Raw genomic sequence first — 24,292 nt, forward strand, 5'->3', positions numbered from 1 at the left:
GGCTGGCGGGCTACCAGGTCACCGGAAGTTCGTAGACGCCGTAGGCGAGGCGATCGTGCTTGAAGGGGATCTCGTCGAACGGGATCGCCAGACGCAGCGTGGGGATGCGGCGAAGAAGCGTGTGGAACACGATCTGCAGCTCGGCGCGCGCCAGCTGCTGACCGACGCACTGGTGACGTCCGTAGCCGAAGCCGAGTTGCTGCCCGGCACTGCGCGTGAAGTCAAGCTGGTCGGGCCGCGGGTAGGCGGCGGCATCCCAGTTCGCCGGCGCGAGATCGATGATGATGCCCTCGCCTGCGCGGATGGTCTCCCCTGCGATCTCGATATCCTCGATGGCCACACGCCGCTGACCGTTCTGGATGATCGACAGATACCGCATCAGTTCCTCGGCGGCATTCGCGATGAACTTCGGATCATCGGAATCACGAAGCAGGGCAGCCTGTTCGGGGTTCTCCAGCAGTGCGAGTACACCGATGCCGATCATGTTGGCGGTGGTCTCGTGGCCTGCGATCAGCAGGCCGGTGCCCAACTGGGCGGCCTCCTTCACGCTGATCTCGCCTGCCGTCACGCGTTCGGCAAGGTCGGACACCGCGTCCTCGGACGGGTTGGCCTGCTTCTCCTCGACGAGGTTGATCAGATACTGGTGCAGGCTCATCGCGCCCTTCTGCATGGCGTCCGCGGCTGCGTAGCGGGCCAGGCCGGCGTTGGCGTGCTCCTGGAAGAACTCGTGGTCCTCGTAGGGGACGCCCAGCATCTCGCTGATCACCACGGTGGGGACCGGCAGCGCGAGCTTCGCGATGATGTCGGCGGGCTGCGGCCCGGCCAGGATCTCGTCGATGCACTCGTCGGTGATCTTCTGGATCGCCGGACGCAGGCCCTCGACGCGCTTGAACGTGAACGGCTTGGACAGCATCCGCCGGAACCGGGTGTGCTCCTCGGCGTCGGCGGTGAACACCGAGCGCGGCCGCTTGTTGACGGTGGAGAGCATGTGCTCGTTCCAGTGCGGGAATCCCTCGATCCGGTCGTCGACGCTCACGCGGGCGTCGGCGAACAGCTCCCGTGCCACCTCGTACCCGGTGATGAGCCACGGTGTGCTGCCGTTCCAGATCCGCACTCGCGAAAGCGGTTTGACCTCGCCCATCTCCAGCATCTGACGGGGTGGCGCGAACGGGCAGCGCGCCTCACGCTCCATCGGGTACTCGGGGATGTCAGCGGAGACCTCGTCTGTCGCGAGCGTTTCTGTCATGGACTCACTCCTCGATGTGGATGGCTAGGGCCGGACATGCCGCTGCTGCATCGCGGGCGCTGTCGGCCCGGTCGGGGCTGGGACTCTCGATGAGGAGTACGACGACACCGTCGTCGTCACGCTGGTCGAAGACGTCCGGGGAGTTCATCACGCACATCCCGGACGAGACACACTTGTCCTGGTCCACCGTGACCCTCACGACGAATGGCCCTCCGGCGAGACCGGTGCGAGCCACATACCGACGATGGCGTCGATGAGCCCGGATCCGGCCTCCCGCCAGCTGGACCGTGCGACGGTGGCGCCCTTGGCCAGCGCGCGCTCGCGATCGGCACAGCTGTGCATCAACAGGTTTCGGGCCATGATGTTGCGCTCGAACCGGACGTCCAGCGGCAGGTCGGGAAGGCATCGGTTGATGCCGTCGACGACCTGGACCAGCGACGGTGAACTCAGCGCGTCCTTGACGACAAAGCCGTGGTAGGCCGGATCGGTCATTGCCTGCGCGGCGAACCGTGCGTACCAGGTCGGGTTGCCGAGATCGGCGAGGTGGTCGGTCAGCGGGCGGACCAGGCATGACACCCAGCCGCGCATGTCGGTGGTCTCGTCGGTCTGCTCGACCATCCGCTCCCTGTGTGCCTCGATGGGCGCGCGGTGACGCTCCTCGATGGCCCGGACCAGGTCGGTCTTGGTGCCGAAGTGATAGCCGACGGCGGCGTTGTTCCCTTGCCCCGCAGCCTCACTCACCTGGCGGTTGGATATGGCGTAGACGCCGTGCTCGGCGTAGAGCCGTTCGGCGGCGGCGAGAATCGCGTCACGCGTGCTGCTGGCACGTTCGGTGCGTAATGGCCGGGCTGCGGTCACGTGCTCAGTCAACGCCGTCCCTCCAATTAAGTCAAGCGACTGATTTAAATCAGCGCCGTGAACCGCTGCCGAGTGTGGGCTTCAGACACGCGTCCGGGCAGCTCCGCGCGGCGGTACTCGGCGTTTGGCCGTCAGCCGTCCTGCTTGGGCTTACGAGGTGGCATCACCTTTCCCGCCACGGTGCCGCCGTCCACGGGCAACACCGTGCCGGTGACGTACCGCGACCGGTCGGTGGCGAAGTACAGCGTTGCCTCGGCGACGTCGTCGGGTGTGCCCTCACGTTTCAGCGGACGGTCGTCGCGCATCTGCTGACGGATCCGGGCCTCGAACTTCTCGAGCCGCTCGCGATCCTCATCGCTGGCCGCGGTCTGCAGCAGTGGCGTCGGAATGTTTCCGGGGGCAATGCAGTTCACCCGGATCTCCCACTGGGCCAACTCGATCGCCGCAGACTTGGTGAACTGAATGACGGCCGCCTTGGAGGCGCGGTAGCTCGTCACTCCCCCGCCCGCCAGGATGCCGCCGATCGATGACATGTTGATGATCGAGCCGCCGCCGTTCTCGGCCATATACCGCGCCGCGTCTCGAGTGCCCGCCATCACGCCGAGCACGTTGATCCGCATGACGCTGTCGAACTCCTCGAAGTCCTCGTTGAAGAGCCCCCGCTTCAACGGGCTGGACCGTCCCGCGTTATTGACCATGACGTCCAGTGCGCCGAACTTGCGAACCGTCGCCGCGATGAGGTCGGCGATATGTGCCTGATCGGAGACGTCGGTGTGGTGGTAGACCGCCATACCACCGAGTTCGGCGGCGAGCGTCTCGCCGAGATCGTCTTGAATGTCGGCGATCACCACCTTGGCGCCCTCACCGTGGAACCGCTCGACGATCCCGCGGCCGATTCCGGACGCACCGCCCGTCACGATGGCGACCTTGCCTGAAAGCTCATTGACCATGGTGCAGAATCCCTTTCACGCCTTGCTCAGGAAGTCGAGCAACAGGCCGTTGACCTCGTCGGGCCGTTCCAATTGGGGACAGTGTCCCGCGCCGTCGACGACGGCCGAGCGAGCGCCTGCGATATGCGCGGCGATCTCGGCAGCCCACCCCGGGGGCAACAGCTTGTCGCCACCTCCCTCGAGGATCAGAGTCGGGACCACAATCCGCTCGTAGGCGCGTTCGGTAGACGGTGTCGGTGGCGGAGTCGCGCCGGGCCTGCGGAATCGCGCCGCCGCGACGGCCTCCCACGCACCGGGTGCGGTGCTCGAGTCATAGCGGCGCCGGACGTAGGCGTCGTCGGCCGGATAGGCGGGATCGGCGAACAGCGCGACGACAATGCGTCGCATGCCCTCAATCGTCGCGTCGTAGTCGTACAGGGCGTCGGCGTGCTCGTTGCGCTGAATCTGTCCGCCGCCGCAGATCAACGCCAGGCTGCGCACCGGCAGCACCGGCGACTCCGACGTCGTGTCGGTCAGCAGGTTGATCGCACCCATCGAGTTTCCGACGAAATGCGCGGACGCGACGCCCAGAACGTCACAGAGCCGCGCCACATGCCGGATACGCATACCGCGCCCGTCAACGAAGTCGAGCACCTTCGCGGACTCGCCGTAGCCCAGCATGTCCGGTGCCAGCACCCGGTACCTCGCGGCCAGCGCCCCGATGGTGCGCTCCCATCCGAGGTCCGCACTGGCGCCGAACTCGCCGCCGTGCAGCAGGATGACGGTGTCGCCGCTGCCTGCCTCCAGATAACCGGTGACGAGGCCGTCGACGACAACGGACTTCCGTTCGAACTCCACGGGAGCCAACGTACTGGTCACGAATTGTCCGAAGTGCTTAGTTTGTAATGCATGTCGAGGTGGCTGCCCTACTTGATCGCGATCGGGCTGACCGGGGAACCGACGGCGCCGACCACCTTCAGCGGTGGCGCAACCAGTTGAAACTCGTAGACGCCGTCGGCGGCGCAGTCGGCGGCCAGGCCACCGAGGTCCCAGTACTCACCGAGCATCAGGCCCATATCGCGCAGGCACAGCATGTGCATCGGGAGGAACGTGCCGTCGACGCCGTTGGCCGGATCAGGGTCCTCGACCATCAGATTGTCCGCGGCGACGGCCGCGACGTCGTGGTCGTGCAGCCAAGAGGCGCACGTCCAGTCCAGCCCGGATCCCGCTTCGGCACCGTCACCGGTGGACAGGAATCTGGTCCACCATCCGGTGTGCACCACCACGACGTCACCGGGTTGGACGCTGATGCCCTGGGCCTTGGCGATATCGTCGAGTTCGGCGGGCGTGATGGGGTTTCCGGGCTCGCAGAACACGTCTGCGCCGCGATGCGCGACGACGTCGAGCAGCACACCGCGCGATGTGATGCCCTTGACGTCGACCTTCTCGATCCCGAGGTGAAACGCACCGAAACTCGTCACCGAGTCCGCGGGAAAACCGTTGTACAGCTTGTCCTCGTAGTAGACGTGTGACAGCGCGTCCCACTGCGTCGCCGCCTGCAGTGGCATGACAATCATGTCGTCGTTGAACCGGAATGGATTGTCCACGAAGAACCCGCTGAGCTCCTTGGCCACGGAGTTACGCAGCCAGCCGGGCGCGTACTGGCACAGCGTGTTCGCGTCACCGCCGTCGACAGTCATGACGTGCACGGGGTTCTGTCGGAAGCCGAAGGCGCCTTGGGGACCCGAGGAGCCGAAGTCACCCCCGAGCGAGATGACCTTGCCCTTGCGCACGGTCGCCGCAGCCTGCGCCACCTTGTCCGCGGTGATCAGGTTCAGCGTGCCGAGTTCGTCGTCATCACCCCAGCGCCCCCAGTTGCGGACGTCGTCGGCAACCCGCCGAAAGTCAGCCATGCTGGCCATGCTGCGTCCTTCGTCTCTCGACCTCTCTGGCGTCTGCCAGGTCGCCGAACATCTTCTCCGCCACCGTGCCGCCGTCCGCCCAGATGACCTGTCCGGTGATGTAACTCGCCGCGTCACTGTTGAGGAACACCAGCACGCTGGCCTGCTCGGCGGGCTCCGCGACGCGTCCCAGCGGGGTGCGGAAGGCCTTTAGGAACAACTCCCCGTAGGCACCGCGCAACTGGTCCAGGATCGGGGTGTCCGTGACGCCGGGCGCGGTGGCATTGATCCGGATTCCCTTGGCGCCCAGCGTGGCCACGTTGGCCATGCCGTAGAGAATGAGCGCCTCCTTGGACAGCCTGTAGCCGCCGTCGGCCAGCGCCTCCGGATGGCGCTCACACCACTCGATGCCCGCAGACATGTCAGGTGTGTCCAGCAGGCCTGCGGTGACACTCGCGTTCTCCCGGTACCCCGAGGCCGCGAGCGAGGAGACGCTGGCGATCGCCGATCCCGGTGGCATCGCCGGTATCAACCCCTCGGTGAGGCGTCGGGTGCCGAGGAAGTTGATCGTCACCACCCGTAGCGGGTCCTTGATCCCCGAGGACACCCCGGCGACGTTGAACAGGCGGTCCACCGGGCCGTTGACGGCCTCGATAGCGGCGTCGATCGAATCCGGATCCGACAGGTCCACCGAGTGGAACTCGTTGACCGCGAACGACGGCGGGCACACATCGAGGCCAACAACGTATGCACCCAGGTCAGCCAACTGGCTCACCAGCGCCGCGCCGATGCCCGATGCGCAGCCCGTCACCACGACGCGCTGCGCCGCGTAGCTCGTCAGGTCGTGATACTCAGACACCGTCGTCCCCGTTCCGCTCAGCCGGCCGCCTCGCGAGCCGCCTCTTGTTCCTTGGCCAACTGCGCGGCATGCACGCGGCCCTCGTTGATCTCGGCCATGGCCTCGGGAATCTCGCCCGCGGTGAACTTTCCACCGCGACCGGTGGGCAACCCGCCGAACGCATAGGTCTCGTCGAACAGCGGCGCATCGGAACCTTCCCGACGCGCTTCGACCTTATCGATCACCGGCGCGAGCCGCTTGGCCTTGGCCACAACCGCCTTCGCATCGCGCTCGATGAACTCGGGCAGGATCTCCTTGCCCATGATCTCGATGGACTCCATCGTGCCCTCGTGGCTGCGCGGGTTGAGCAGCAGGATGATCTCGTCGACACCGCTGGCCTCGTAGCCGCGAAGGAACTCCCGAACAGTGTCCGGCGATCCGATCGCGCCGCGGCCGGGGCCGTACGCCAGCGTCGGATCCTCCTTCACGGCCTCCTCGTAGCGCTCCCACACCTTGGTGCGGCCGGGTGTGTGCATGCCGGTCAGGTAGTAGTGCATGATGCCGAAGGAGAAGAAGCCGCCGCCGATGCCAAGCCGCTTGAGCGCCTCGTCGTCACTCTTGGCGACCATCATCGACAGGTCACCGCCGATGGCGAGCACATTCGGGTTGATGGCGGGTGTGATGGGGGCACCCTTCTCCTCGAACTCGCGGTAGTAGCCGTCAACACGTTCCTTGAGGGCTTCGGGACCGGTGTAGGCGAAGCTCAGTGCGCCGATGGCCTTCTGCGCTGCCATCTGCACCGAGGACGGGCGGGTGCAGGCGACCCAGACCGGGGGGTGCGGCTTCTGCAGCGGCTTGGGAATCACGTTTCGGGCAGGCATCTCGACGTGTTCGCCCTTGAATCCGCTGAAGGGCTCCTCGACCATGCAGCGGATCGCGACCTCGAGGGCTTCCTCCCACTGTGCGCGCTTGTCGGCGGGATCGATGTTGAAGCCCTCGAGTTCTGCGACCGACGAGCCCTCACCGGTGCCGAACTCGACGCGTCCGTTGGACAGGTGATCGAGGGTGGCGACGCGCTCAGCGATGCGGGCCGGGTGATTGATCGTGGGCGGCAGGTGCATCACGCCGAATCCCAGCCGAATGTCCTTGGTGCGCTGGCTCGCCGCGGCCAGGAACATCTCCGGAGCAGTCGAGTGACAGTACTCCTCGAGGAAGTGGTGCTCGGTGAGCCAGACCGTCGAGAAACCGGCCTTGTCGGCGGCCTCGACCTCGTCCAGACCGTGCTGGAACAGCTGGTGCTCGTCGTCCTCCGACCACGGACGAGGCAGCGGGAACTCGTAGAAAAGTGAGATCTTCATTTAGTACCTCCGATAGGTGTCGGGCTGGTGCCGGTAGTGGGATGGGTATCCGTTGTGGGGCTTGAGGTGTGGTCGGCCCCGGCCGCGGCGATATGTCTGGCCGCCACGTAGCCGAACGTCATCGCGGGACCGATGGTGGCACCGGCGCCGGCGTAGCTGCGACCCATCACGGCCGCGGTTGCGTTTCCGGTCGCATACAACCCGTCGATCACCGAGTCGTCCTCACGCAGCACGCGGGCGAACTCGTCGGTGCGCAGGCCCCCGGACGTACCCAGATCACCCAGGATGATCTGAAACGCGTAATACGGCGGCTTGCCGAGCGGGTGCAGATTGGGGTTGGGCAGCGTCGGATCGCCGTAGTAGTTGTCATAGGCGCTGTCGCCGCGATTGAAGTCGTCGTCGTGGCCCTTTCTGGCCAGCTCGTTGAACCGTTCGGCAGTCTGGCGCAGGCTCGCTGCGGGAACACCGATCTGGACGGCCAGCTCCTCGAAGCTGGCGCCCTCCTTGACGATCCCGGAGTCCAGCCAGGCCTGTGGGACCTTCCATCCCGTCGGGACGGGAGCGAAGGGGATCTTCGGGAGCGGGAGATGCCCGCCGACCACGTAGCGGTGGAACGAACGGATGTCGGTGATCAGCCAACACGGTATGTGGGTGACACCGGAGCGCTCACCGTCCAGCATGGCGTGGGCGAAGTCCATGTACGGCGCGGCCTCGTTGATGAACCGCTTACCGTCGCCGTTGACGACGAACTGCGAGGGCATCATGCGCTCGTTGAGCATGAACTGCAGCCGCCCGTCGGGCCAGCACATCGCAGGGAACCACCATGCCTCGTCGAGCAGGTCGGTTGCGGCGCCCACCTTCTCGGCGGCGCGGATGCCCTCCCCCATCGCCGCTGGATTGCCGAAGCTCCAGTCCTTCTTCAGCTCCGGGAGGTGCTCCCTGCGCCACTCCATATCGTGGTCGAAGCCGCCTGCCGCCACGATCACGCCGCGCCGCGCCAGGACCCGCAGCGACTTTCCGTCGCGTTCCACGACGGCGCCCGTCACGTTGCCGTCGACGTCGGTGATGAGCTCGGTCATCGGCGCGCTCAGCCACAGCGGAATGCCGTGGTCCTTCAGCGCGAGCCGCATGCGGGCCATCAGTGACTGTCCGATGGCGGCCATCCGGTCCCCGAACACGTGCGCGCGGACCATCCGCCAGATGAGCTTGAGCAGCACGGCCTTGCCGCGCCAGTTCTGCCGCACCTGGTAGAAGAGCCGCAGATCCTTGGGCGCGAACCAGATTCCCCTGGGCGCCAGGGCCAACGGGGTCAGCAGGTCGGCTTCCTCGGGTCCCAGCTTGCGCAGGTCGATCTCGGGGACGTTGATCGTGCTGCCGCGCTCCGAGCCGCCGGGCAGCTCCGGGTAGTAGTCGGCGTAGCCCGGCTTCCAGACGAATTCGAACCACGAGCTGGACCTCTCGAGGAACTCCATCATCTCCGGAGCGGCGTCGACGTACGTCCGCAGGCGGGCATCGCTGACCAGTCCGTCGGTGATGCGCTTGAGGTAGTCGAAGGTGGCGTCCGGGTCGGGGCGATAACCCGCACGCCGCTGCGACGGTGCGCCGGGTACCCAGATGCCGCCGCCGGACAGTGCGGTGGAACCGCCGAACTGCGGTGACTTCTCGACGACGAGCGTGCTCAGGCCCGCCTCGTCGGCGGCCAGTGCGGCCGTCATGCCGCCGCCACCGGAGCCCACCACCAGGACGTCGACCTCGTGATCGAAGGGGGCCTCGTGGTCGAACACCGCCTCGGTACCCGTCATCGCGCCACCGCCGTGCGGACGGCGAAGCCGGCGATCAGCTCGGGCGCGGCCCGGTAGTAGCGCAGAACCGTGTCGTAGTCCCCCTGCGCTGCCATGGCCGCGTACGCCGCGATCCAGGTGCGCACCTCGTGGGCGGAGTTACCGGCCTCGGCGGCGATCTGCGCGTTGGACCACCCGTCGACGTCCGCGACCCGGTTGGTGTCCAGGAGTTCGAGAAGAGCGTGGTCCCAATCGGGGTTCAGCGGTTGCAACGGGCTCTCTCCGTGGGCGAAGTCGTGTGCGGCGGATATCACCGCGCTCTGTCTGGCTGCCCGCTGTTCGGGCGACATCGGCTCACCGTGCACAATGCGTCCGAGCGCGGCCGGTGGCGCGGTGGCCAGTGTGGGTACGGGCGGATCATGTGATAGGCCACCGGATCCCACCACCAGAACCCGCTTGCCGAGAGTGCCCAGAAAGTCCCCGACGGCAGCACCGAGTGCCCGCGCCCGCTTGACGGGGCCCAGCGGCGTGGCCACCGAGTTGATGAAGATCGGGAGCACGGGCACAGACGCCGCGTCACCGAACAACGTCTCAAGCGGCTGGACCGTGCCGTGGTCGACCTCCATGCTCGACGAGATCGCCACATCGACGCCCGCCTCCCACAGGGCCTCCGCGCAGGCGGTCGCGATATCGGCGGGCACACTCAGTGGACCCGCGTGCGTGCCGTAGTCACCCACACCGGTGGCCGCGGTGCCGACACAGAACGGTGGCATCAGTCGGTAGAAGAAGCCGTTGTAGTGATCCGGCGAGAAGATCACGACGAGTTCCGGATCGAAGTCGCGCACGAAGTCCCGCGCACCCGCCAACGCGGAGTCGACGTCCTCAAGGAGCTCAGGTGACGGTCCCGGAAGATTCAGCAGCGGGCTGTGCGACATGCAGCACAGCGCGATCGCGCTCATGGGAATCATGGGTTTCATTGCCTCCCTTGCTCAGACAGAGGACCTCGAACAATGACGCGCTCAACTCGGAAGCGAGTTGAGCGATACAGGCGCCTGCGATGCACCGGTCGGGGCGCAGGAACAACACCGATTCGGCGTGTGCGTCGAACCAGGCCTTGAGGGCGCCGGTGCAGTCACCGACGATGACGACGTCGGGGTCGTCCTGGCCGGTCCAGTGCAGCTGGGTCAGCGGGCGCACCGCGACGAACGTCGCGCCCAGGGCCTTCCAGCGCGCGAAGGCGAGGTCTCCGAGCAGTTTGCGCAGGTCGTTGTTCCAGCTGAGAACCGTGAAGCCGGAACCGATCACGTCGTCGAGCAACAGATTCCGTGCGTCGCGGGTGTCGACTCTCGGCTGGATGAACAACGTGCCGGTGGGCGACGTCTTCGAGCGCGGACCAACATGTGCGATGGCGCCCTGCTCATAGCGCGGCATCGGCTTGAACCGCATCTCCAGGATGTAGCGCTTCAACGTCGGCACCACGGACGCGGCCCGGATGACGCCGTCGCGCAATGACGCAACCCGTGCGTTCGTCGGCGAGATGACGCGGCCCACCAGCGTCGACAGGTCGATCATTGCGCGCGCGTGTTTGCGACGTTCCGCGTCGTAGGTGTCCAGCAGCGCGTCGTCGGCCTGCCCCGTGACCACCGCGGCGAGCTTCCAGCCCAGGTTCGTCGCGTCGCGGATGCCGCTGTTGTAGCCCTGCCCCTGCCACACCGGCATCAAGTGCGCGGCGTCGCCGGCCAGGAACGTCCGGCCACGCCGGAAGGCACCTGCGATGCGCGAGTGGTGGGTGTAGACCCGGTGGCGGATCACGTCGACCCGGTCCGGGTGCGGCACGAACGGCGCCAGCATCCGCTCGATGAACTGCGGCTCCTCCACCTGCTCGTCGGTCTCGTTCGCGTGAATCATGAACTCGAAGCGCCGGATTCCGTGCGCGATCGATATCGAGGCGTAGGGTCGCGCCGGATCCGCGCCGACCTCGCTGTTGGGGTGTCCCAGCGGGTCGGTCGCCAGGTCGATGACCAACCAGCGCGTCGGCGAGGTGGTGCCCTCGAACGAGACACCCATCAGGCTTCGGGTCGCACTTCGTCCGCCGTCGCAGCCGACCACGTAGCGGGCAGTCACCGCGGGAGCGCCGGCCAACTCGACCGTCACGCCGTCGGCGGTCTCTGTGAGTGACTCCATGCGCGCGTCCCACGACACCTCGACGCAGTCGAAGCGCTCAAGACCGCGCAGCAGTTCGGCGTCGACCATCGGCTGAACGAAGCCATTGCGCTTGGGCCACCCGAAACGTGCATCGGGAGGCGCCATCTCGGCGAGCAGCCTGCGGTTGCCGTCGAAGAAGCGCAGGATCTGGTTCGGCACTGTGTGGGGCAGAATGCGCTCGACCAGGCCGATGGACTGGAACGTCCGCAGCGCCTCGTCGTCCAGGCCGACACCACGCGGGTAGTCGATGAGACTGTCCCGCTCGTCGACGACACGGGTGACAACCCCCTGCTGGCCAAGGATGTTCGCCAGCGTCAGGCCCACCGGCCCGGCCCCGACGATGAGCACGTCCACCCGGTTCGCGGTCCCGCTCACTGCGGCGTGCCCAGCAGGAAGTCGATGTGCAGACGGTTGAACGTCTTTGCGTCCTCGTACTGTGGCCAATGACCGCAGTCGGGCATCACCTCGAACCGAGCACCCGGAATCATGGTGGCAATGCGATGACCCTCGCTGACGTCGGCGGTGGGATCGTCACTGGTCCACAGCACCAGCGTCGGTGCGGTGATCGCGCCGTACTCCTTGGGACCGAGTAGATTTCGAGCCCGGATCACGGGATCCTGCAGCGCCATGATGTCGCTCATCGCCGAGATGAAACCCGGCTGGCGGTACACGCGCTGCCTGCTCGCGACGATATCGTCGTAGTCCTTGGTCTTATCCGCCATAAGCCACTTGATGCGTGCCTGGACGGTGTCCCACGACGGGTTCTCCGCGGCGGCCATCGACAGCGTGATGATGCGCTTCATCACCTCGGGGTCGGCCTGTGACCCGCCTGCGGTGTTGAGCACCAGGCGGTAGATGCGGTCGGGATGGTCGGATGCGGCGCGGGCCGCCACCCAGCCACCCAGCGACTCGCCCGACAGGTGCACACGCTTGGCACCGATCGCGTCGAACACCGCGAGCAGGTGGTCCACGTAATGCGCGATCTCCAGCGGATGGCCGGGCTTGTCGGTGTAACCGTGCCCCAACATGTCGATCGACCACGTCGAGAAGTGCTCGGCGTGGGACGCCAGGTTGCGGACGTAGGCCTCCGCGTGACCGCCGGACCCGTGCAACAGCACCAGGGTCGGCTTGGTCTCGTCGCCGGCGTGCAGATACCGCGTGCGGACGCCACCCGCGTCGAGATAACCCTGCGAGAACGCGACGCCCTGGAGGTCGCTCCATACGCTCTCGAACACTGGGGACTCAGCCATTTCGGCGCCCTTCCAGATCCATGTTGGAAATCGCATTCTCTTGTACCGCGAGCGATGTGTGCTAATATCGCACATCGATGTGCACTATCTATAGAGCATCCTTCTCACGATGACGTCTGTCAAGGACGACGGCCCCGCGGAGCGGCTCACAGCCGGTTCGCAGACACTGGCGCGCGGGCTGACGGCACTGCAGGCGGTGGCCAACTCCCCCACGGGCGTGACGGCACAACAGGTCGCCGACCATGTCGGGGTGCACCGGACCATTGCCTACCGACTGCTGAGTACCCTTGCCCAGCAACGGTTCGTGGTGAAGGGCGAGGACGGCAAGTACCGGCCGGCCGCCGCGCTGGCGGTGCTCGGAGCGTCGTTCGACAACAACCTGCGACAGCTCAGCGTGCCCACGTTGCGCACCCTGGCCGACGACCTCGGCGCATCGGTGTCACTGCTGGTGGCCGAGGGCGACCAGCAGGTCGCGGTCGCGGTGATCGTCCCGACGCTGGTGTTCTACCAACTGTCGTTTCACGAGGGCAGCCGATACCCGCTGGACCGGGGCGCCGCAGGTATCGCGCTGCTGGCCAGCATGGCGCCGCGGCCCAATGAGCGTGACCTGGTGCCGCTCACCCGCGAACAGGGTTGGGTCATCACGCACGGCGAGATCGAGCCCGACACCTACGGATTGGCCGTCCCCGTGCGGCGCCGCCCCCCGTCCCCACCGACGTGCATCAACCTCATCTCCCACCGCAAGGACGTCCTGATCGAGGGACGCGACGCGGTGATCATGGCAGCCGACAGGCTGTCGGACATCCTCGGCTGACCTCGTCAGCCGGCGACTGAAAGGGAACGGGCACTTGAGTTCCGAATGGGATCACGAAGTCGACGTCGTGGTGCTCGGCACCGGCGGTGCGGGGCTGACCGCCGCGTTGACAGCCGCGACCCGCGGCGCTTCGGTCGCCGTGTACGAGAAGGCGCCGACGGTCGGTGGCACGACCGCGGTGTCCGGCGGCATCGTCTGGATCCCGGCGCATCACCGCTCCCCCGACGGCGAGCTGACGGTCGACGACGCCATGCGCTATCTGGAGGCGCAGTCGCTCGGCGCGATGGACACCGACCTGGTGGAGACGTTCGTCCGCACCGGGCCCGAGATGCTCGACTTCGTCGAGAGCCACAGCGAGTTGCAGTTCGAGGTCGCCGCGGGCTTCCCCGACTACAAACCCGAACTGCCCGGCGGACGGCCATCGGGGGGCCGCTCGCACAACGCCAAGCCGTTCGACCTCGACCGCCTCGGCGACTGGAGTGACCGCATCACCTCCTTCCCCGTCGACTTCAGCAATGTCGGGATCGACGCCGAGACACGTGCGCGCATCCACGCCTCCGTCGACGACATCGACGGGAACTACTGCGTGGCAGGCACCGCGTTGATCGCCGGACTGCTCAAGGGGTTGCTCGACCACGGCGTTGCGCCGGTGACCGAGGCCCGCGCGCTCGAGCTGATCGCCGGCAGCGACGGGCGGATCGTCGGTGTGCGGATCAGCCACGGCGGCAGGGACCTTCGGGTGCACGCCCGCCGCGGCGTTGTGCTCGGCACGGGCGGCTTCGAGTGGGACGAGAAGCTCGTCGACGCCTATCTGCGCGGCCCGATGCACGGGCCGGTGTCTCCGCCCAACAACACCGGCGACGGCTTGCGCATGGCCATGGTGCACGGCGCTGACCTGGCCAACATGGGTGAGGCATGGTGGGTGCCGATCGTGCAGATCCCCGGCGACACCATCGATGGCCATCAACGCAGCCGCAGTGTGCGCCTGGAGCGCACCAGGCCGCGCAGCATCATCGTCAACCGGGCGGGCAGGCGCTTCCTCAACGAGGCGGGCGAGTACAACTCGATGGCGGGCCCGTTCCACCACCTCGACCCGCGATTTGGATACCTCAACGACCCGGCGTGGATCGTGTTCGACTCGCTGCACCTGAAGAAGTACGGCTTCCTCGGTGTCGAGCCCGACGGTGTGGCGCCCGACTGGTACTGCAAGTCCGCCGACCTGACCGAGCTGGGCGCCAAGACGGGAATCGACTCGGATGGGCTGGCGCGCACGTTGGAGGTGTGGAACCGCAACGTCGCCCATGAGACCGATCCCGACTTCGGCCGCGGCTCAAGCGCTTACGACGGGTACTGGGGTGACACCAACGCCGCAACGCCCGCACTGCAGACTCTCGGCCCGATCGACACCGCGCCGTACTTCGCCGTGCCGGTGACGGTCGGCGCGATGGGCACCAAGGGCGGGCCACGCACCGATGGTGACGCACGCGTGCTGCACGTCAGCGGCCAGCCGATCCCCGGGCTGTATGCGGCGGGTAACGCAATGGCGGGCGTGACCGGGAAGGCCTACGGGGGCGCGGGTGGAACACTCGGCCCCGCAATGGTGTTCGGCTACCGCGCGGGGCGGGCTGTCACGACCGACTAACCCTCGGCGAACGTGAACAAGTGTGCGAGACCTCGCTCAAAACTCGCACACTTCCTCACGTTCGCGCTCAGTCGTCGAACCGGACCTTGTCCTTGACCGCGGGCACCACCGGGGGCGCCTCGCGCCAGTTGGGCAGGCCATCGGTCTCGTTGCCGACGGGGAAGCCGCCGCCGTGCACCTGGGACCAGTGGCTGTGGTTGAGCTGGTGCAGCGTGAAGCACGCGTTGATGGAGTTGTAGAAGCCCTGGTTGTCCTGGGTCTGGTTGACCGACTCCTTGATCAACAGCGCGGCCATGGTGGGCACCTTGGCGATGCGTCGCGCGAACTCCACTGTCTTGTCGGCCAACTCGTCGGCGGGGAAGACCTTGGACACCATGCCGAGCGCATGGGCCTCCTCGACCGACAGTGAATCACCGGTGAGCATGAGTTCCTTGGTCTTGCGCGCGCCGAACTCCCAGGGGTGGGCGAAGTACTCGACGCCGCACATCCCCAGCCGGGTGCCGACGACGTCGGCGAAGGTGGTGTTGTCGGCCGCCACGATCAGGTCGCAGGACCACATCAGCATCAGGGCCGCCGCGTAGACGTCACCGTGCACCGACGCGACGGTGATCTTGCGCAGATTGCGCCAGCGGCGGGTGTTCTCGAAGAAGTGATGCCACTCCTGCAGCATCAGCTTCTCGGCACCCTCGCGGGTCGCCCCGTTCTCACGGAAGCTCGGATGCTGATCCGGACCCGGCTGGTACTCCTGCATCATCACCTTGGAGCCCAGGTCGTGACCCGAGGAGAACATCGGCCCGTTGCCACCGAGGATGACGACGCGCACGTTGTCATCGGCCTCGGCCTTGAGGAACGCATCACCGAGTTCGACGAGCAGGCCACGCTGCTGGGCGTTGCGCTGCTCGGGGCGGTTCAGCATGATCCGGGCGATGGTGCCCTCGTCGAGCGTCTCGTATGTGACGTAGCGGTAGTCAGCCATGAATCGCACTCTATTCCTATGAGAATGACGTTACCGCGCGGGGTCGCGGCGCCGATTCAGAGCGACAGGATGGTCGCCGAAGCGGTACCCGGCGCGCCGTAAACCTGTGCCAATCCGACGCGCGGGTAGCCCGGCACCTGCCGGTCGCCCGCCTCGCCACGCAACTGGCGGACCAGTTCGTGCATCTGCCGCAGACCCGATGCGCCGATGGGCTCACCGTTGGCGATCAGACCGCCGTCGGTGTTGACCGGAATCGAGCCGCCGATCTCGGTGGCGCCGTCGGCCAGCAGCTTCTCCTGGTCACCGTCGGCGCACAGCCCGGTCTCGGCCATGTGGATGACCTCGGCGCCGGCATCGGTGTCCTGCAGCTGCGCGATGTCGACGTCCTCGGGCCCGATACCAGCTGCCTCGTAGGCGGCCTTGGCGGCGTACACCGTCGGCGAGGGGTCCTCGTCCAGCGGCGCGGAGGTGGCGTGCACCTCGTAGGCGCCGAAGGTTCGGGTGCGAATCTCGCTGGCCCGCACGTAGACCGGCGTCTTGGTGTACTTGTGGGCGAGGTCGGCGCGGCACATGATGACCGCAGCCGCGCCCTCGTCGGGTGCGCAGAACATGAACTGCGTCAGGGGATAGTTCAGGGCCGGCGAGTTGAGGATGTCATCCTCGGAGATCGGCTTGCGGCGGAACGCGTTCGGATTGAGTTCACCGTTGCGGAAGTTCTTGGCGGCGACCTTGGCCAGCGTCCGCTGCGAGATGTTGTGCTTGTGGAGGTAGTGGTTGGCCTTCATCCCGAAGAACTTGGTGGTGACGAACTGCCCGTTCTCGGCGTACCACTGCGGCAGCGCGAGCTTCGCGGGGTCGTCGGTGAATGCGCCGCGCGGGTGCTTGTCCAGCCCTATCGCGATGCCGATGTCGTACTTACCCAGCCGGATGGTGTCCGCGGTCTGCTGGATGGCGCTGGCCGAGGTCGCGCATGCGTTGAACACGTTTGTGAACGTGATGCCGGTCAGCCCGACAAGTCGCGTCACCGAGTCGGGATTGGACACCTCATAGCTGCCGCCGAACCCGAATTGGATGTCCTGCCAGCTCAATCCGGCGTCAGCCAGTGCGAGATGGATGGCCTCTGCCCCCATCTGAACTGCGGACTTCTCGAACCGGCCGAACGGATGCAACCCGACACCGATGATCGCGACGTCATTGGATTTCGAAGTGCTCATGAATCAGTCCCCTCTAGACCGGCTGGAACGCGAAGGTGACGATCTCGTTGCCGTCGGCATCCGTGGCGAACGGGATGAAGGTCAGTTCGACGTCCATGCCGAAATCGAGCTTCTCCGGATCGCTCTCAGTGAGGCGACCCTCGACGCGCACCACATCACCGAGCTGCACCAGACCCACCCCGAACGGGACGAAGTCCTTGCCCGTCGGACCGGCGTAGGGCGCACCCGGCGCGAAGCCCTGTGTCGTCCAGGCGATGACCGTGCCGCGACGCGGCAGCAGCACGTCGGTCATCTCGGCCCTGCTGCACTTCGGGCAGTGGCTCTGGACCGGGAAGACCGTCGCCGAGCAGGCCCCGCAGGAACTGCCGATCAGCTGCGGATTCTCCTGCGGCCACGTCGAGATCGTCGGGTCGATCGCCTTCTGCATCGAGGCTCCTCGCGGTGAAGATGTTGCGACTCCGGAATACGTTCACAAAATCGTACAACACGATTACTGCAAAGCGGAAACGTCATTCTCATCCTGGCCCCGCGCCTGTTCGGAAGCCACCGAGCCGGTGCCGAACCCAGCCTGATCGAGTAGGGCTGCGGTGGCCGCGTAGATGTCGAGGTCGCCGGTTGCCACCGAATCGGCGAGCGCGTCCAACCCGCCGTGCGCGCGCAGCGCACTCTGGGCCAGCGACAGGATCTGCGCGCGGGCGCGCGCCGCGCGGCGCCCCGGACTATCGTCGCGGTGATAGGCATCGATCACCGCGACGAGTTCCTCGATGCCCTCGTTGCGCGCTGCGATGATCTTGAGAATGGGCGCATCGGTCTCCGCGTGCAGGTCGCGCACCGTCTGATCGGCGCCCTCGCGGTCGGCCTTGTTGATGGCGACGATGTCGGCGACCTCGAGCAGCCCTGCCTTCGCCGCCTGAACCGCGTCTCCCGCACCGGGGTTGAGGATGACGACCGTGGGATCAGCGACAGCGGAGATCTCGATCTCGGACTGCCCGACCCCGACGGTCTCCAAAAGCACCACATCGTAGGCAAGTTCGGCGAGCAGACGGATAGCCGCGGGCACCGCAGCGGCCAGACCGCCCAGATGTCCGCGCGCGGCAACGGATCGAATCAGCACGTCATCGTCGTTGATATGGGCGGCCATCCGGATTCGGTCACCCAGGAGCGCTCCCCCGCTGTACGGCGACGACGGGTCCACGGCGAGCACCGCGACGCGTAGGTCCCGCTGCCGGTAGGCCGCCACCAGTACGGCAATGGTCGTCGACTTTCCGGCACCGGGCGGTCCCGTCACACCGATGACACGTGCGGTGTTCGTGCCGATGACGGCAAGCACCTCATCGCGGCGCGGACTCTCGACGAGGCTCAGCAGTCTGCCGACCGCACGGGTCGACCCGTTGCGCGCCTTCTCGAGGAGATCTTCGATGGTCATCGTGCGAGTCAGCCTATCGGCGCTGTCGGGGGCGACCTCGGGCATCGACTGACTCCTCTGTCCGCTTCCTGAAAATGTTATTCTCCCCTGAAGAGAGTCAGCGTTGCAACAAGGAGAACCACATGCAAATCGCCGGTAGCTCAGCGATCGTCGTCGGAGGCACGGGCGGTTTGGGAGAGGCGACGGTGCGCCGCCTGCACGCGGCGGGCGCCAAAGTCGTGATCGCCGACGTGGCCGACGACAAGGGCAGCGCGCTGGAGAGCGAACTGGGCGTGCGCTACGTCCACACCGACGCGACATCTGAGGAGTCGGTGAACGCGGCCATTGCCGAGGCGGAGGCGCTCGGTCCGCTGCGCATCTCGGTGGACACGCACGGCGGTCCGGCCAGTGGCGGCCGGCTCATCGGCAAGGACGGTTCACCGCTCGCCCTCGACGGTTTCAAGAAGACCATCGAGTTCTACCTGACAGCGGTGTTCAACGTGATGCGCCTGTCGGCGGCTGCCATGGCGAGGACCGAACCCCTCGACGAGGGGGCCCGCGGCGTCATCGTCAATACCGCCTCGATCGCCGGTTACGAGGGCCAGATCGGCCAGCTGCCCTACTCGGCGGCCAAGGGCGGGGTGCTCGGCATGACGCTCGTCGCCGCGCGTGACCTGTCGCCGCTCGGTATCCGCGTCGTCACCATCGCCCCCGGCACGATCAACACCCCGGCCTACGGCAAGGCAGGCGATCAGCTCGAGCAGTACTGGGGCCCGCAGGTTCCGTTCCCCAAGCGCATGGGTCGCTCGACCGAGTACGCCCAGCTGGCCCAGAGCATCATCGAGAACGACTACCTCAACGGCGAGATCATCCGTCTCGACGGCGCACTGCGCTTCCCGCCGAAGTGACGCAGTCCCTCGCAGGCAAGGTCGCGTTCGTCGCGGGCGCCAGCCGCGGTATCGGCGCGACCGTGGCGAAATCGCTTGCCGAGGCGGGCGCCGCGGTAGCTGTGGCGGCGCGGTCCGAGCAGCGGGGCAAGCTGCCGGGGACCATCTCCTCGGTGGCTGACGACATCGTCGCCACGGGCGGCCGGGCCATACCGGTTCCGTGCGACGTCACCAGCGAGGAGTCCGTCAACGCCGCCGTCGCCGCGACGGTCGCCGAGTTCGGCGGCATCGACATCCTGGTCGCCAACGCGGGCGTATTGTGGCTCGGCCCAGTCGAATCGACGCCGCTCAAGCGCTGGCAGCTGTGCCTGGACGTCAACCTGACGGGTGTCTTCCTGGCCACCAAGGCGGTGATCCCACACGTTCGCGAGCGTGGCGGTGGCTCGCTGATAGCGGTCACCACCACCGGCGTCAACATGATCGACCAGGGCGCCAACGCGTACTGGGTGTCGAAGGCCGCCGCCGAGCGCCTGTACCTCGGGCTGGCGGCGGACCTGCGGGCCGACAACATCGCCGTCAACTGTCTCAGCCCGTCGCGGGTCGTGCTGACCGAGGGCTGGCAGGCAGGCGGCGGTGGCTTCGAGATCCCGCCCGAGATGGTCGAACCACCCGAGGCGATGGGTACTGCCGCGGTATGGCTCGCCGGGCAGGACGCCAGCGGGATCACGGGCACCATCCAGCGCTCCGAGGAACTGGCCACCTAGCTCGCCGAAATAGGGCGGGCTAGTCCTTGGCGATAAGACCGTCGACGATCCGGTTGAAATCGGCGGTCCCGAAGGACACGTACTCGGACAGGTTGGCGTAGTCCAACGACGCCATCACCGACTTCTCCAGCTGGATGTTCATCAGCCGCTTGGTGGCCTCGAGCGCCTGCTGCGGCAACTCCATGATCTTCTTCGCGCAGGCAATCGCCTCGGTCAGCGGGTCAGCCCCCACGTGGTTGGCCATACCCAGTTCGAGCGCTCGCGCGGCCTTGATCCGCACACCGGTGAAGGCGAACTCCTTGGCCTGCAACAGGCTTATCTGCGACGGCCACACCAGTGGCCCACCGTCGGCGGCCACCAGACCGATCGACACGTGCGGGTCGGCGAAGAATGCGGTCTCGGCCATGTAGACGATGTCGCTCAATGCGGCCAGGCTGCAGCCCAGGCCCACGGCAGGCCCGTTGACCGCCGCGACAACGGGGACGCGGCAGCGCACCATGCCGATGACGAGATCGCGTCCGTGCTTGATGGTCTTCTGGCGCAGGGCCTCGTCATTGCGCAGCTCGTCGAGGTAGTTGAAGTCGCCACCGGCCGAGAAGGCGCGGCCCGCACCGGTGATCACCGCCGCTCGCGCACCGGCATCCTCGTTGAGCGCTTCCCAGATCTTGGCCAGCCCCACGTGCAGCGAGTCGTTGACCGCATTGAGCTCATCGGGCCGGTTGAGCGTGATGATGCGCAGTCCGCCGTCGGCCTGGACGTCGATTTCGTCTGGCATGTCGTACATGCTGTTCCCTTCATTCTTCATCCATGGCTCCTCGCCCGAGGGCTCGTCGCGGCGCGAGCGCTCATCACACTCCCAATCCGAGAATTCGCTGCGCGATGATGTTCTTCTGAATCTGCGATGTGCCACCCATCACGCTCTGGGCGCGGCTGTAGAGGTAGGCGCCGAACAACTCCTCGTCGGTGGTTCCGACGGTCGCCAGCGCCGCATGACCCACCGCCTGCTCGGTCCAGGTCATCAGGAGCTTGTCCAACGAACCGTTCGGCCCGTGTGTGATGCCGTCTAGCTGTTCGGACAGTCGCCGTCGCACGTGCAGACGCAGCATCTCGGTCTGAACCCACGCCCAGGGCAGCTCGTCGGGCACACGCCCCTCGGCACCGTCCACACGGGAGGCCAACTGACGCACCAGCTTTCCGTAACGTGCCGAGAATCCCAGGGTGGACGGCTCGCGCTCGTGGCCGACGACGGTCATCGCCAGCTTCCACCCGTCGCCCGGCTCACCCACCATGTTCTCGGCGGACACCCGGGCGCCATCGAAGAGGACCTGACCGAATTCCTTGGTGACACCGCTGATCATCTGCAGTGGCCGCTGCTCGATTCCGGGTTGATGCATGGAGACGATGAATGCCGAGATGCCCTTGTGCTTGGGCGCGTCCTTGTCGGTGCGTGCCAGCACCAGACACCAGTCGGCGACATCGGAGTAGCTGGTCCAGACCTTGTGTCCGTGAATCACGTAGTCGTCGCCGTCGCGAGTGGCGGTGGTCGTCAGCGACGCCAGGTCCGAGCCCGCACCGGGTTCGCTGAAGCCCTGACACCAGCGTTCGGTGCCCTTGATCATGCCGGGCAGAAACCGTTGCCGCAGTTCCTCACTGCCGTGGTGGCTCAAGCCGACGACGAGGTAGCCGAGGCCCGGCCGGGCAGGGGCGCCGGCCTTCGCGATCTCCTCGTCGACGATGACGTCGTATACCGGCGGCAGGTCCTGTCCGCCATACGCCTTGGGCCAGGACGTGCCGAAGAACCCGGCCTCGTACAGCGCCACGTGCCACTCGCCCGCCTTGGCCCAGTACTCGTCGCCGGACGTCGGGAACTTGCCCTTCTGTTCCTTCAGCCAGCCGCGCAACCTGTCCCGGAACGCGGCCTCCTCCGGAGAGTCACGAAAGTCCAACGGTCAACTCCTCCAACTTCACTGGCCACAGCTCGGTGGCGCTCAGAACTCGACGCAGGTAGACGTGCGCGAGGCAGTCCCAGGTGTTGCCGATTCCGCCGTGCACCTGGATCGACGTCTCGCACACGGTGAGCGCGGCCCGGGCGCTGTAGATCTTGGCGATGCGGGCGGCCTCGATGGCCTCGACGGCGGGCAGTTCGTCGACAGCCCACGCGGCGTGGCGTAGCACGCTGATCGAGCCCTCGATGAGCGCCAGCCCCTCGGCCAGCATGTGCCGCACGGCCTGGTACGAGCCGATCGCCGCACCGTACTGCTCGCGCACCTTGGCGTACTCGGTCGCGAGTGCCAGCGTGCCGCGCGCGGCACCCACCAGGTCCGCCGTGGTCGCCGTGAGGGCCAGCGCGTACCAGCGGCCGGCGTCCTCATCGGACAGTTCGGCGAGGGCCTCGGGTGATTCGACGACGCCCATGAGGCTTCTCGTCAGGTCGACCGACCGTGGTGCGGATGCCGGCGGCGGCACCTCGCGACCCAGCCTGTGGCTGAGGTCATCGGCCAGGACCGGCCCGAGGAACGCCACGTCGACCAGGCCGCGGGCGAACTCCTCTGCGACGATGGCCACCTCGACGCCGGACGCCTCGTCGGTGCGCAACGCGCGCCAGCCAGTGGCCGCGACGTTCTTCTCGAGCCGGGCGATACGGCCGTCATCATCGAGATCAGCGACCGAACCCGGCCCAAGATCGTCGGCCAGTTTGGCGGCCGCATCGCGTAGTTGTCGTTGTTCGGATGTCAGTCGGACGTCCACAGCCGCTCCTTGAGCACTCGGCGCAATACCTTTCCGGATGGAAGTCGGGGGATCTCCTCGACGAACACGACCCGGCTGGGTCGCTTGTAGGAAGCCAGACGGTCGGCCACCAGCGCGGTCAGCTCATCAGATTCCACTACCTGGCAACGTGATACGGCGGCGACGACGGCCTCGCCGTTGACGGCGTCGGGGATGCCGAACACGGCGCAGTCGGCAACCGCCGGATGTCCGTGCAGGACGGCCTCGATCTCGGCGGGCGCCACCTGAAAGCCCCGCACCTTGATCATCTCCTTGGACCTGTCGGTGATCCGCAACCATCCGTCGGCGTCCAGATGGCCGACGTCACCGGTGCGGTACCACCCGTCACCGACCGGGCCGGCGAAGGCGTCGGCCGTTGCGTCGTCGGGCAGGTAGCCGGCCATCACCGACGCGGAACGCACCTGGATCTCACCGGTCTCGTCCACGGGGACCGGCTCGCCGGACTCCAGGGAAACCACTCGGATCGTCACGCCCGGCACCGCGCGGCCGACGGTGTCCAGCCGCCCGGCCACCAGGGAGTTGCAGGCGATGACAGGCAGTTCGCTTGTGCCGTAGGCAGTCACCCAGTTGATGCCGACGCGGGCGGTGACCTCCTCGGCCACGCTCTTGGTCACCGGCGTCGCGCACCACATGACATACCGCAGCGACGACAGGTCGTAGCGCTCCAGACTCGGGTGCGCGGCGAGCGCCAGCGCGATGGGCGCGACGGCCATCTCGATCGTGATGCGGTCGGTCTGGATGTGACGCAGCATCGCATCGACGTCGAATCGGCGATGCAGCCGCAGCCACGCGCCGGCCTCGAACGCTGTCGCGATGTTGAGCAGCCCGAGGATGTGCGACGGCGGCGTCATGATCTGCATCCGGTCGTCTGCCGAGAGCCCAAGGGCTGAGCGCCAGTGGGCGACGGCCGTCGCGAACGCCCGATGCGTGTGCCGAACGGCCTTGGGCATGCCGGTGGTGCCGGAGCTGAAGACGAACAGCGCGTCTGCGTCGAGACTCGGCGGCGCGAACCGACGGCGGCTCGGGGTGATGGGCGCGTCGAGGTCGAGCATCGGCATCGCCTCGGCCAGCATCGGGTTGTCTCCGACGGCGTGCGACGGTGTCGTGAGCGCCAGCGCGTGGTCGACTTCGGCGCGCCTCCACGCGGTGCTGAGCAGCACGACGGCGGCCCCGAGACGCCAGATGGCCTGCAGGGCGACGACGAACTCGGGTCGGTTCGACGACATCAGCGCCACCCGATCACCGGAACGCACACCACGTTCCTCGAGGAGCGCCGCCATGCCGCTGACCAGCGCATCAAGCTCGGATCGGGTGTACTCCCGGTCCTCGAACGCAAGGAGGACCGGCTCAGTCACGTCTCGGTCCCTCCTGACTCGGCACCCGCACTCAATTGCAGTTGAGAATAGACTATCTATTATGGAGAATAGTATTCTCGCA

General features: G+C 66.8%; 24 protein-coding genes. 4 read left to right on the forward strand and 20 right to left on the reverse strand.

Features of this window, described 5'->3' with window-relative positions:
* Positions 1-10: 10 nt before the first annotated feature.
* The 12 genes from ABIA65_RS30565 to ABIA65_RS30620 all read right to left on the reverse strand — a co-directional run bounded on the left by ABIA65_RS30565 (position 11) and on the right by ABIA65_RS30620 (position 12,366).
* Positions 11-1,246 (reverse strand): cytochrome P450, encoded by a 1,236-nt coding sequence (locus ABIA65_RS30565; RefSeq protein ID WP_241404177.1) that lies wholly within the window; start codon positions 1,244-1,246, stop codon positions 11-13.
* 4 nt (positions 1,247-1,250) lie between these two features.
* Complete coding sequence (locus tag ABIA65_RS30570) at positions 1,251-1,445, reverse strand: ferredoxin (RefSeq protein WP_354525904.1); 195 nt, start codon at positions 1,443-1,445, stop codon at positions 1,251-1,253.
* Positions 1,442-2,104, reverse strand: a complete 663-nt coding sequence (locus tag ABIA65_RS30575; protein WP_354525905.1) for a TetR/AcrR family transcriptional regulator — start codon at positions 2,102-2,104, stop codon at positions 1,442-1,444. The genes ABIA65_RS30570 and ABIA65_RS30575 overlap by 4 nt, the downstream gene beginning before the upstream one ends.
* A gap of 131 nt (positions 2,105-2,235) precedes the next feature.
* The gene (locus ABIA65_RS30580) at positions 2,236-3,054 is read right to left on the reverse strand and encodes an SDR family NAD(P)-dependent oxidoreductase (protein ID WP_354525906.1); all 819 of its coding nucleotides are present in this window, start codon (positions 3,052-3,054) and stop codon (positions 2,236-2,238) included.
* A gap of 15 nt (positions 3,055-3,069) precedes the next feature.
* Complete coding sequence (locus ABIA65_RS30585) at positions 3,070-3,891, reverse strand: alpha/beta fold hydrolase (protein ID WP_354525907.1); 822 nt, start codon at positions 3,889-3,891, stop codon at positions 3,070-3,072.
* A 68-nt stretch (positions 3,892-3,959) separates the two neighbouring features.
* A complete protein-coding gene (locus ABIA65_RS30590; protein ID WP_241404172.1) occupies positions 3,960-4,955 on the reverse strand; it encodes a cyclase family protein in 996 nt (331 codons plus the stop codon).
* Complete coding sequence (locus ABIA65_RS30595; protein ID WP_241404171.1) at positions 4,939-5,793, reverse strand: coniferyl-alcohol dehydrogenase; 855 nt, start codon at positions 5,791-5,793, stop codon at positions 4,939-4,941. Before ABIA65_RS30595 ends, ABIA65_RS30590 begins: the two co-directional genes overlap by 17 nt.
* Positions 5,794-5,810: 17 nt before the next feature.
* Positions 5,811-7,130 (reverse strand): LLM class flavin-dependent oxidoreductase, encoded by a 1,320-nt coding sequence (locus ABIA65_RS30600; RefSeq protein ID WP_241404170.1) that lies wholly within the window; start codon positions 7,128-7,130, stop codon positions 5,811-5,813.
* Positions 7,127-8,932 (reverse strand): FAD-binding protein, encoded by a 1,806-nt coding sequence (locus ABIA65_RS30605; protein ID WP_354525908.1) that lies wholly within the window; start codon positions 8,930-8,932, stop codon positions 7,127-7,129. The genes ABIA65_RS30600 and ABIA65_RS30605 overlap by 4 nt, the downstream gene beginning before the upstream one ends.
* Positions 8,929-9,870 (reverse strand): 3-carboxyethylcatechol 2,3-dioxygenase, encoded by a 942-nt coding sequence (locus tag ABIA65_RS30610; protein WP_354525909.1) that lies wholly within the window; start codon positions 9,868-9,870, stop codon positions 8,929-8,931. The genes ABIA65_RS30605 and ABIA65_RS30610 overlap by 4 nt, the downstream gene beginning before the upstream one ends.
* Entirely contained in the window at positions 9,803-11,491 is a 1,689-nt protein-coding gene (locus ABIA65_RS30615; RefSeq protein WP_354525910.1) for a bifunctional 3-(3-hydroxy-phenyl)propionate/3-hydroxycinnamic acid hydroxylase, read from the reverse strand. Before ABIA65_RS30615 ends, ABIA65_RS30610 begins: the two co-directional genes overlap by 68 nt.
* A complete protein-coding gene (locus tag ABIA65_RS30620) occupies positions 11,488-12,366 on the reverse strand; it encodes an alpha/beta fold hydrolase (protein WP_241404166.1) in 879 nt (292 codons plus the stop codon). The genes ABIA65_RS30615 and ABIA65_RS30620 overlap by 4 nt, the downstream gene beginning before the upstream one ends.
* Positions 12,367-12,475: 109 nt before the next feature.
* Between ABIA65_RS30620 and ABIA65_RS30625 the strand changes: the two genes are divergently transcribed.
* Together ABIA65_RS30625 and ABIA65_RS30630 are read left to right on the forward strand one after the other, a co-directional pair.
* Positions 12,476-13,180 carry an IclR family transcriptional regulator gene (locus tag ABIA65_RS30625; protein ID WP_241404165.1) on the forward strand — a complete coding sequence of 235 codons (705 nt, stop codon included), beginning with the start codon at positions 12,476-12,478 and terminating at the stop codon, positions 13,178-13,180.
* 34 nt (positions 13,181-13,214) lie between these two features.
* Positions 13,215-14,822 (forward strand): FAD-dependent oxidoreductase, encoded by a 1,608-nt coding sequence (locus ABIA65_RS30630; RefSeq protein WP_354525911.1) that lies wholly within the window; start codon positions 13,215-13,217, stop codon positions 14,820-14,822.
* A gap of 67 nt (positions 14,823-14,889) precedes the next feature.
* On the opposite strand, the gene ABIA65_RS30635 is transcribed toward ABIA65_RS30630, so the two are convergent.
* The 4 genes from ABIA65_RS30635 to ABIA65_RS30650 all read right to left on the reverse strand — a co-directional run bounded on the left by ABIA65_RS30635 (position 14,890) and on the right by ABIA65_RS30650 (position 18,438).
* Positions 14,890-15,798 carry an enoyl-CoA hydratase gene (locus ABIA65_RS30635; RefSeq protein ID WP_354525912.1) on the reverse strand — a complete coding sequence of 303 codons (909 nt, stop codon included), beginning with the start codon at positions 15,796-15,798 and terminating at the stop codon, positions 14,890-14,892.
* 56 nt (positions 15,799-15,854) lie between these two features.
* Complete coding sequence (locus ABIA65_RS30640; RefSeq protein WP_354525913.1) at positions 15,855-17,012, reverse strand: thiolase family protein; 1,158 nt, start codon at positions 17,010-17,012, stop codon at positions 15,855-15,857.
* 13 nt (positions 17,013-17,025) lie between these two features.
* Complete coding sequence (locus tag ABIA65_RS30645) at positions 17,026-17,439, reverse strand: Zn-ribbon domain-containing OB-fold protein (RefSeq protein ID WP_354525914.1); 414 nt, start codon at positions 17,437-17,439, stop codon at positions 17,026-17,028.
* A gap of 63 nt (positions 17,440-17,502) precedes the next feature.
* Positions 17,503-18,438, reverse strand: coding sequence for an ArgK/MeaB family GTPase (locus ABIA65_RS30650; protein WP_354526019.1), 936 nt, complete (start codon positions 18,436-18,438; stop codon positions 17,503-17,505).
* A gap of 122 nt (positions 18,439-18,560) precedes the next feature.
* On the opposite strand from ABIA65_RS30650, the gene ABIA65_RS30655 reads away from it, so the two are divergent.
* Together ABIA65_RS30655 and ABIA65_RS30660 are read left to right on the forward strand one after the other, a co-directional pair.
* Positions 18,561-19,325 carry an SDR family NAD(P)-dependent oxidoreductase gene (locus ABIA65_RS30655; RefSeq protein ID WP_354525915.1) on the forward strand — a complete coding sequence of 255 codons (765 nt, stop codon included), beginning with the start codon at positions 18,561-18,563 and terminating at the stop codon, positions 19,323-19,325.
* Positions 19,322-20,068, forward strand: a complete 747-nt coding sequence (locus ABIA65_RS30660; protein ID WP_354525916.1) for an SDR family NAD(P)-dependent oxidoreductase — start codon at positions 19,322-19,324, stop codon at positions 20,066-20,068. The genes ABIA65_RS30655 and ABIA65_RS30660 overlap by 4 nt, the downstream gene beginning before the upstream one ends.
* Positions 20,069-20,087: 19 nt before the next feature.
* Here ABIA65_RS30660 and ABIA65_RS30665 read toward each other — a convergent pair whose 3' ends face one another.
* The 4 genes from ABIA65_RS30665 to ABIA65_RS30680 all read right to left on the reverse strand — a co-directional run bounded on the left by ABIA65_RS30665 (position 20,088) and on the right by ABIA65_RS30680 (position 24,210).
* Complete coding sequence (locus tag ABIA65_RS30665) at positions 20,088-20,852, reverse strand: enoyl-CoA hydratase/isomerase family protein (RefSeq protein WP_354526020.1); 765 nt, start codon at positions 20,850-20,852, stop codon at positions 20,088-20,090.
* Between the two features lie 64 nt (positions 20,853-20,916).
* A complete protein-coding gene (locus tag ABIA65_RS30670) occupies positions 20,917-22,014 on the reverse strand; it encodes an acyl-CoA dehydrogenase family protein (protein ID WP_354525917.1) in 1,098 nt (365 codons plus the stop codon).
* Complete coding sequence (locus ABIA65_RS30675) at positions 22,001-22,816, reverse strand: acyl-CoA dehydrogenase family protein (protein ID WP_354525918.1); 816 nt, start codon at positions 22,814-22,816, stop codon at positions 22,001-22,003. Before ABIA65_RS30675 ends, ABIA65_RS30670 begins: the two co-directional genes overlap by 14 nt.
* On the reverse strand, positions 22,801-24,210 hold the full coding sequence (locus tag ABIA65_RS30680; RefSeq protein ID WP_354525919.1) for a class I adenylate-forming enzyme family protein: 1,410 nt from the start codon (positions 24,208-24,210) through the stop codon (positions 22,801-22,803). The genes ABIA65_RS30675 and ABIA65_RS30680 overlap by 16 nt, the downstream gene beginning before the upstream one ends.
* Between the last annotated feature and the right edge of the window lie 82 nt (positions 24,211-24,292).

This window comes from Mycolicibacterium sp. 624 (genome assembly GCF_040548615.1).
In the GTDB taxonomy this organism is placed as follows: Bacteria; Actinomycetota; Actinomycetes; order Mycobacteriales; family Mycobacteriaceae; genus Mycobacterium.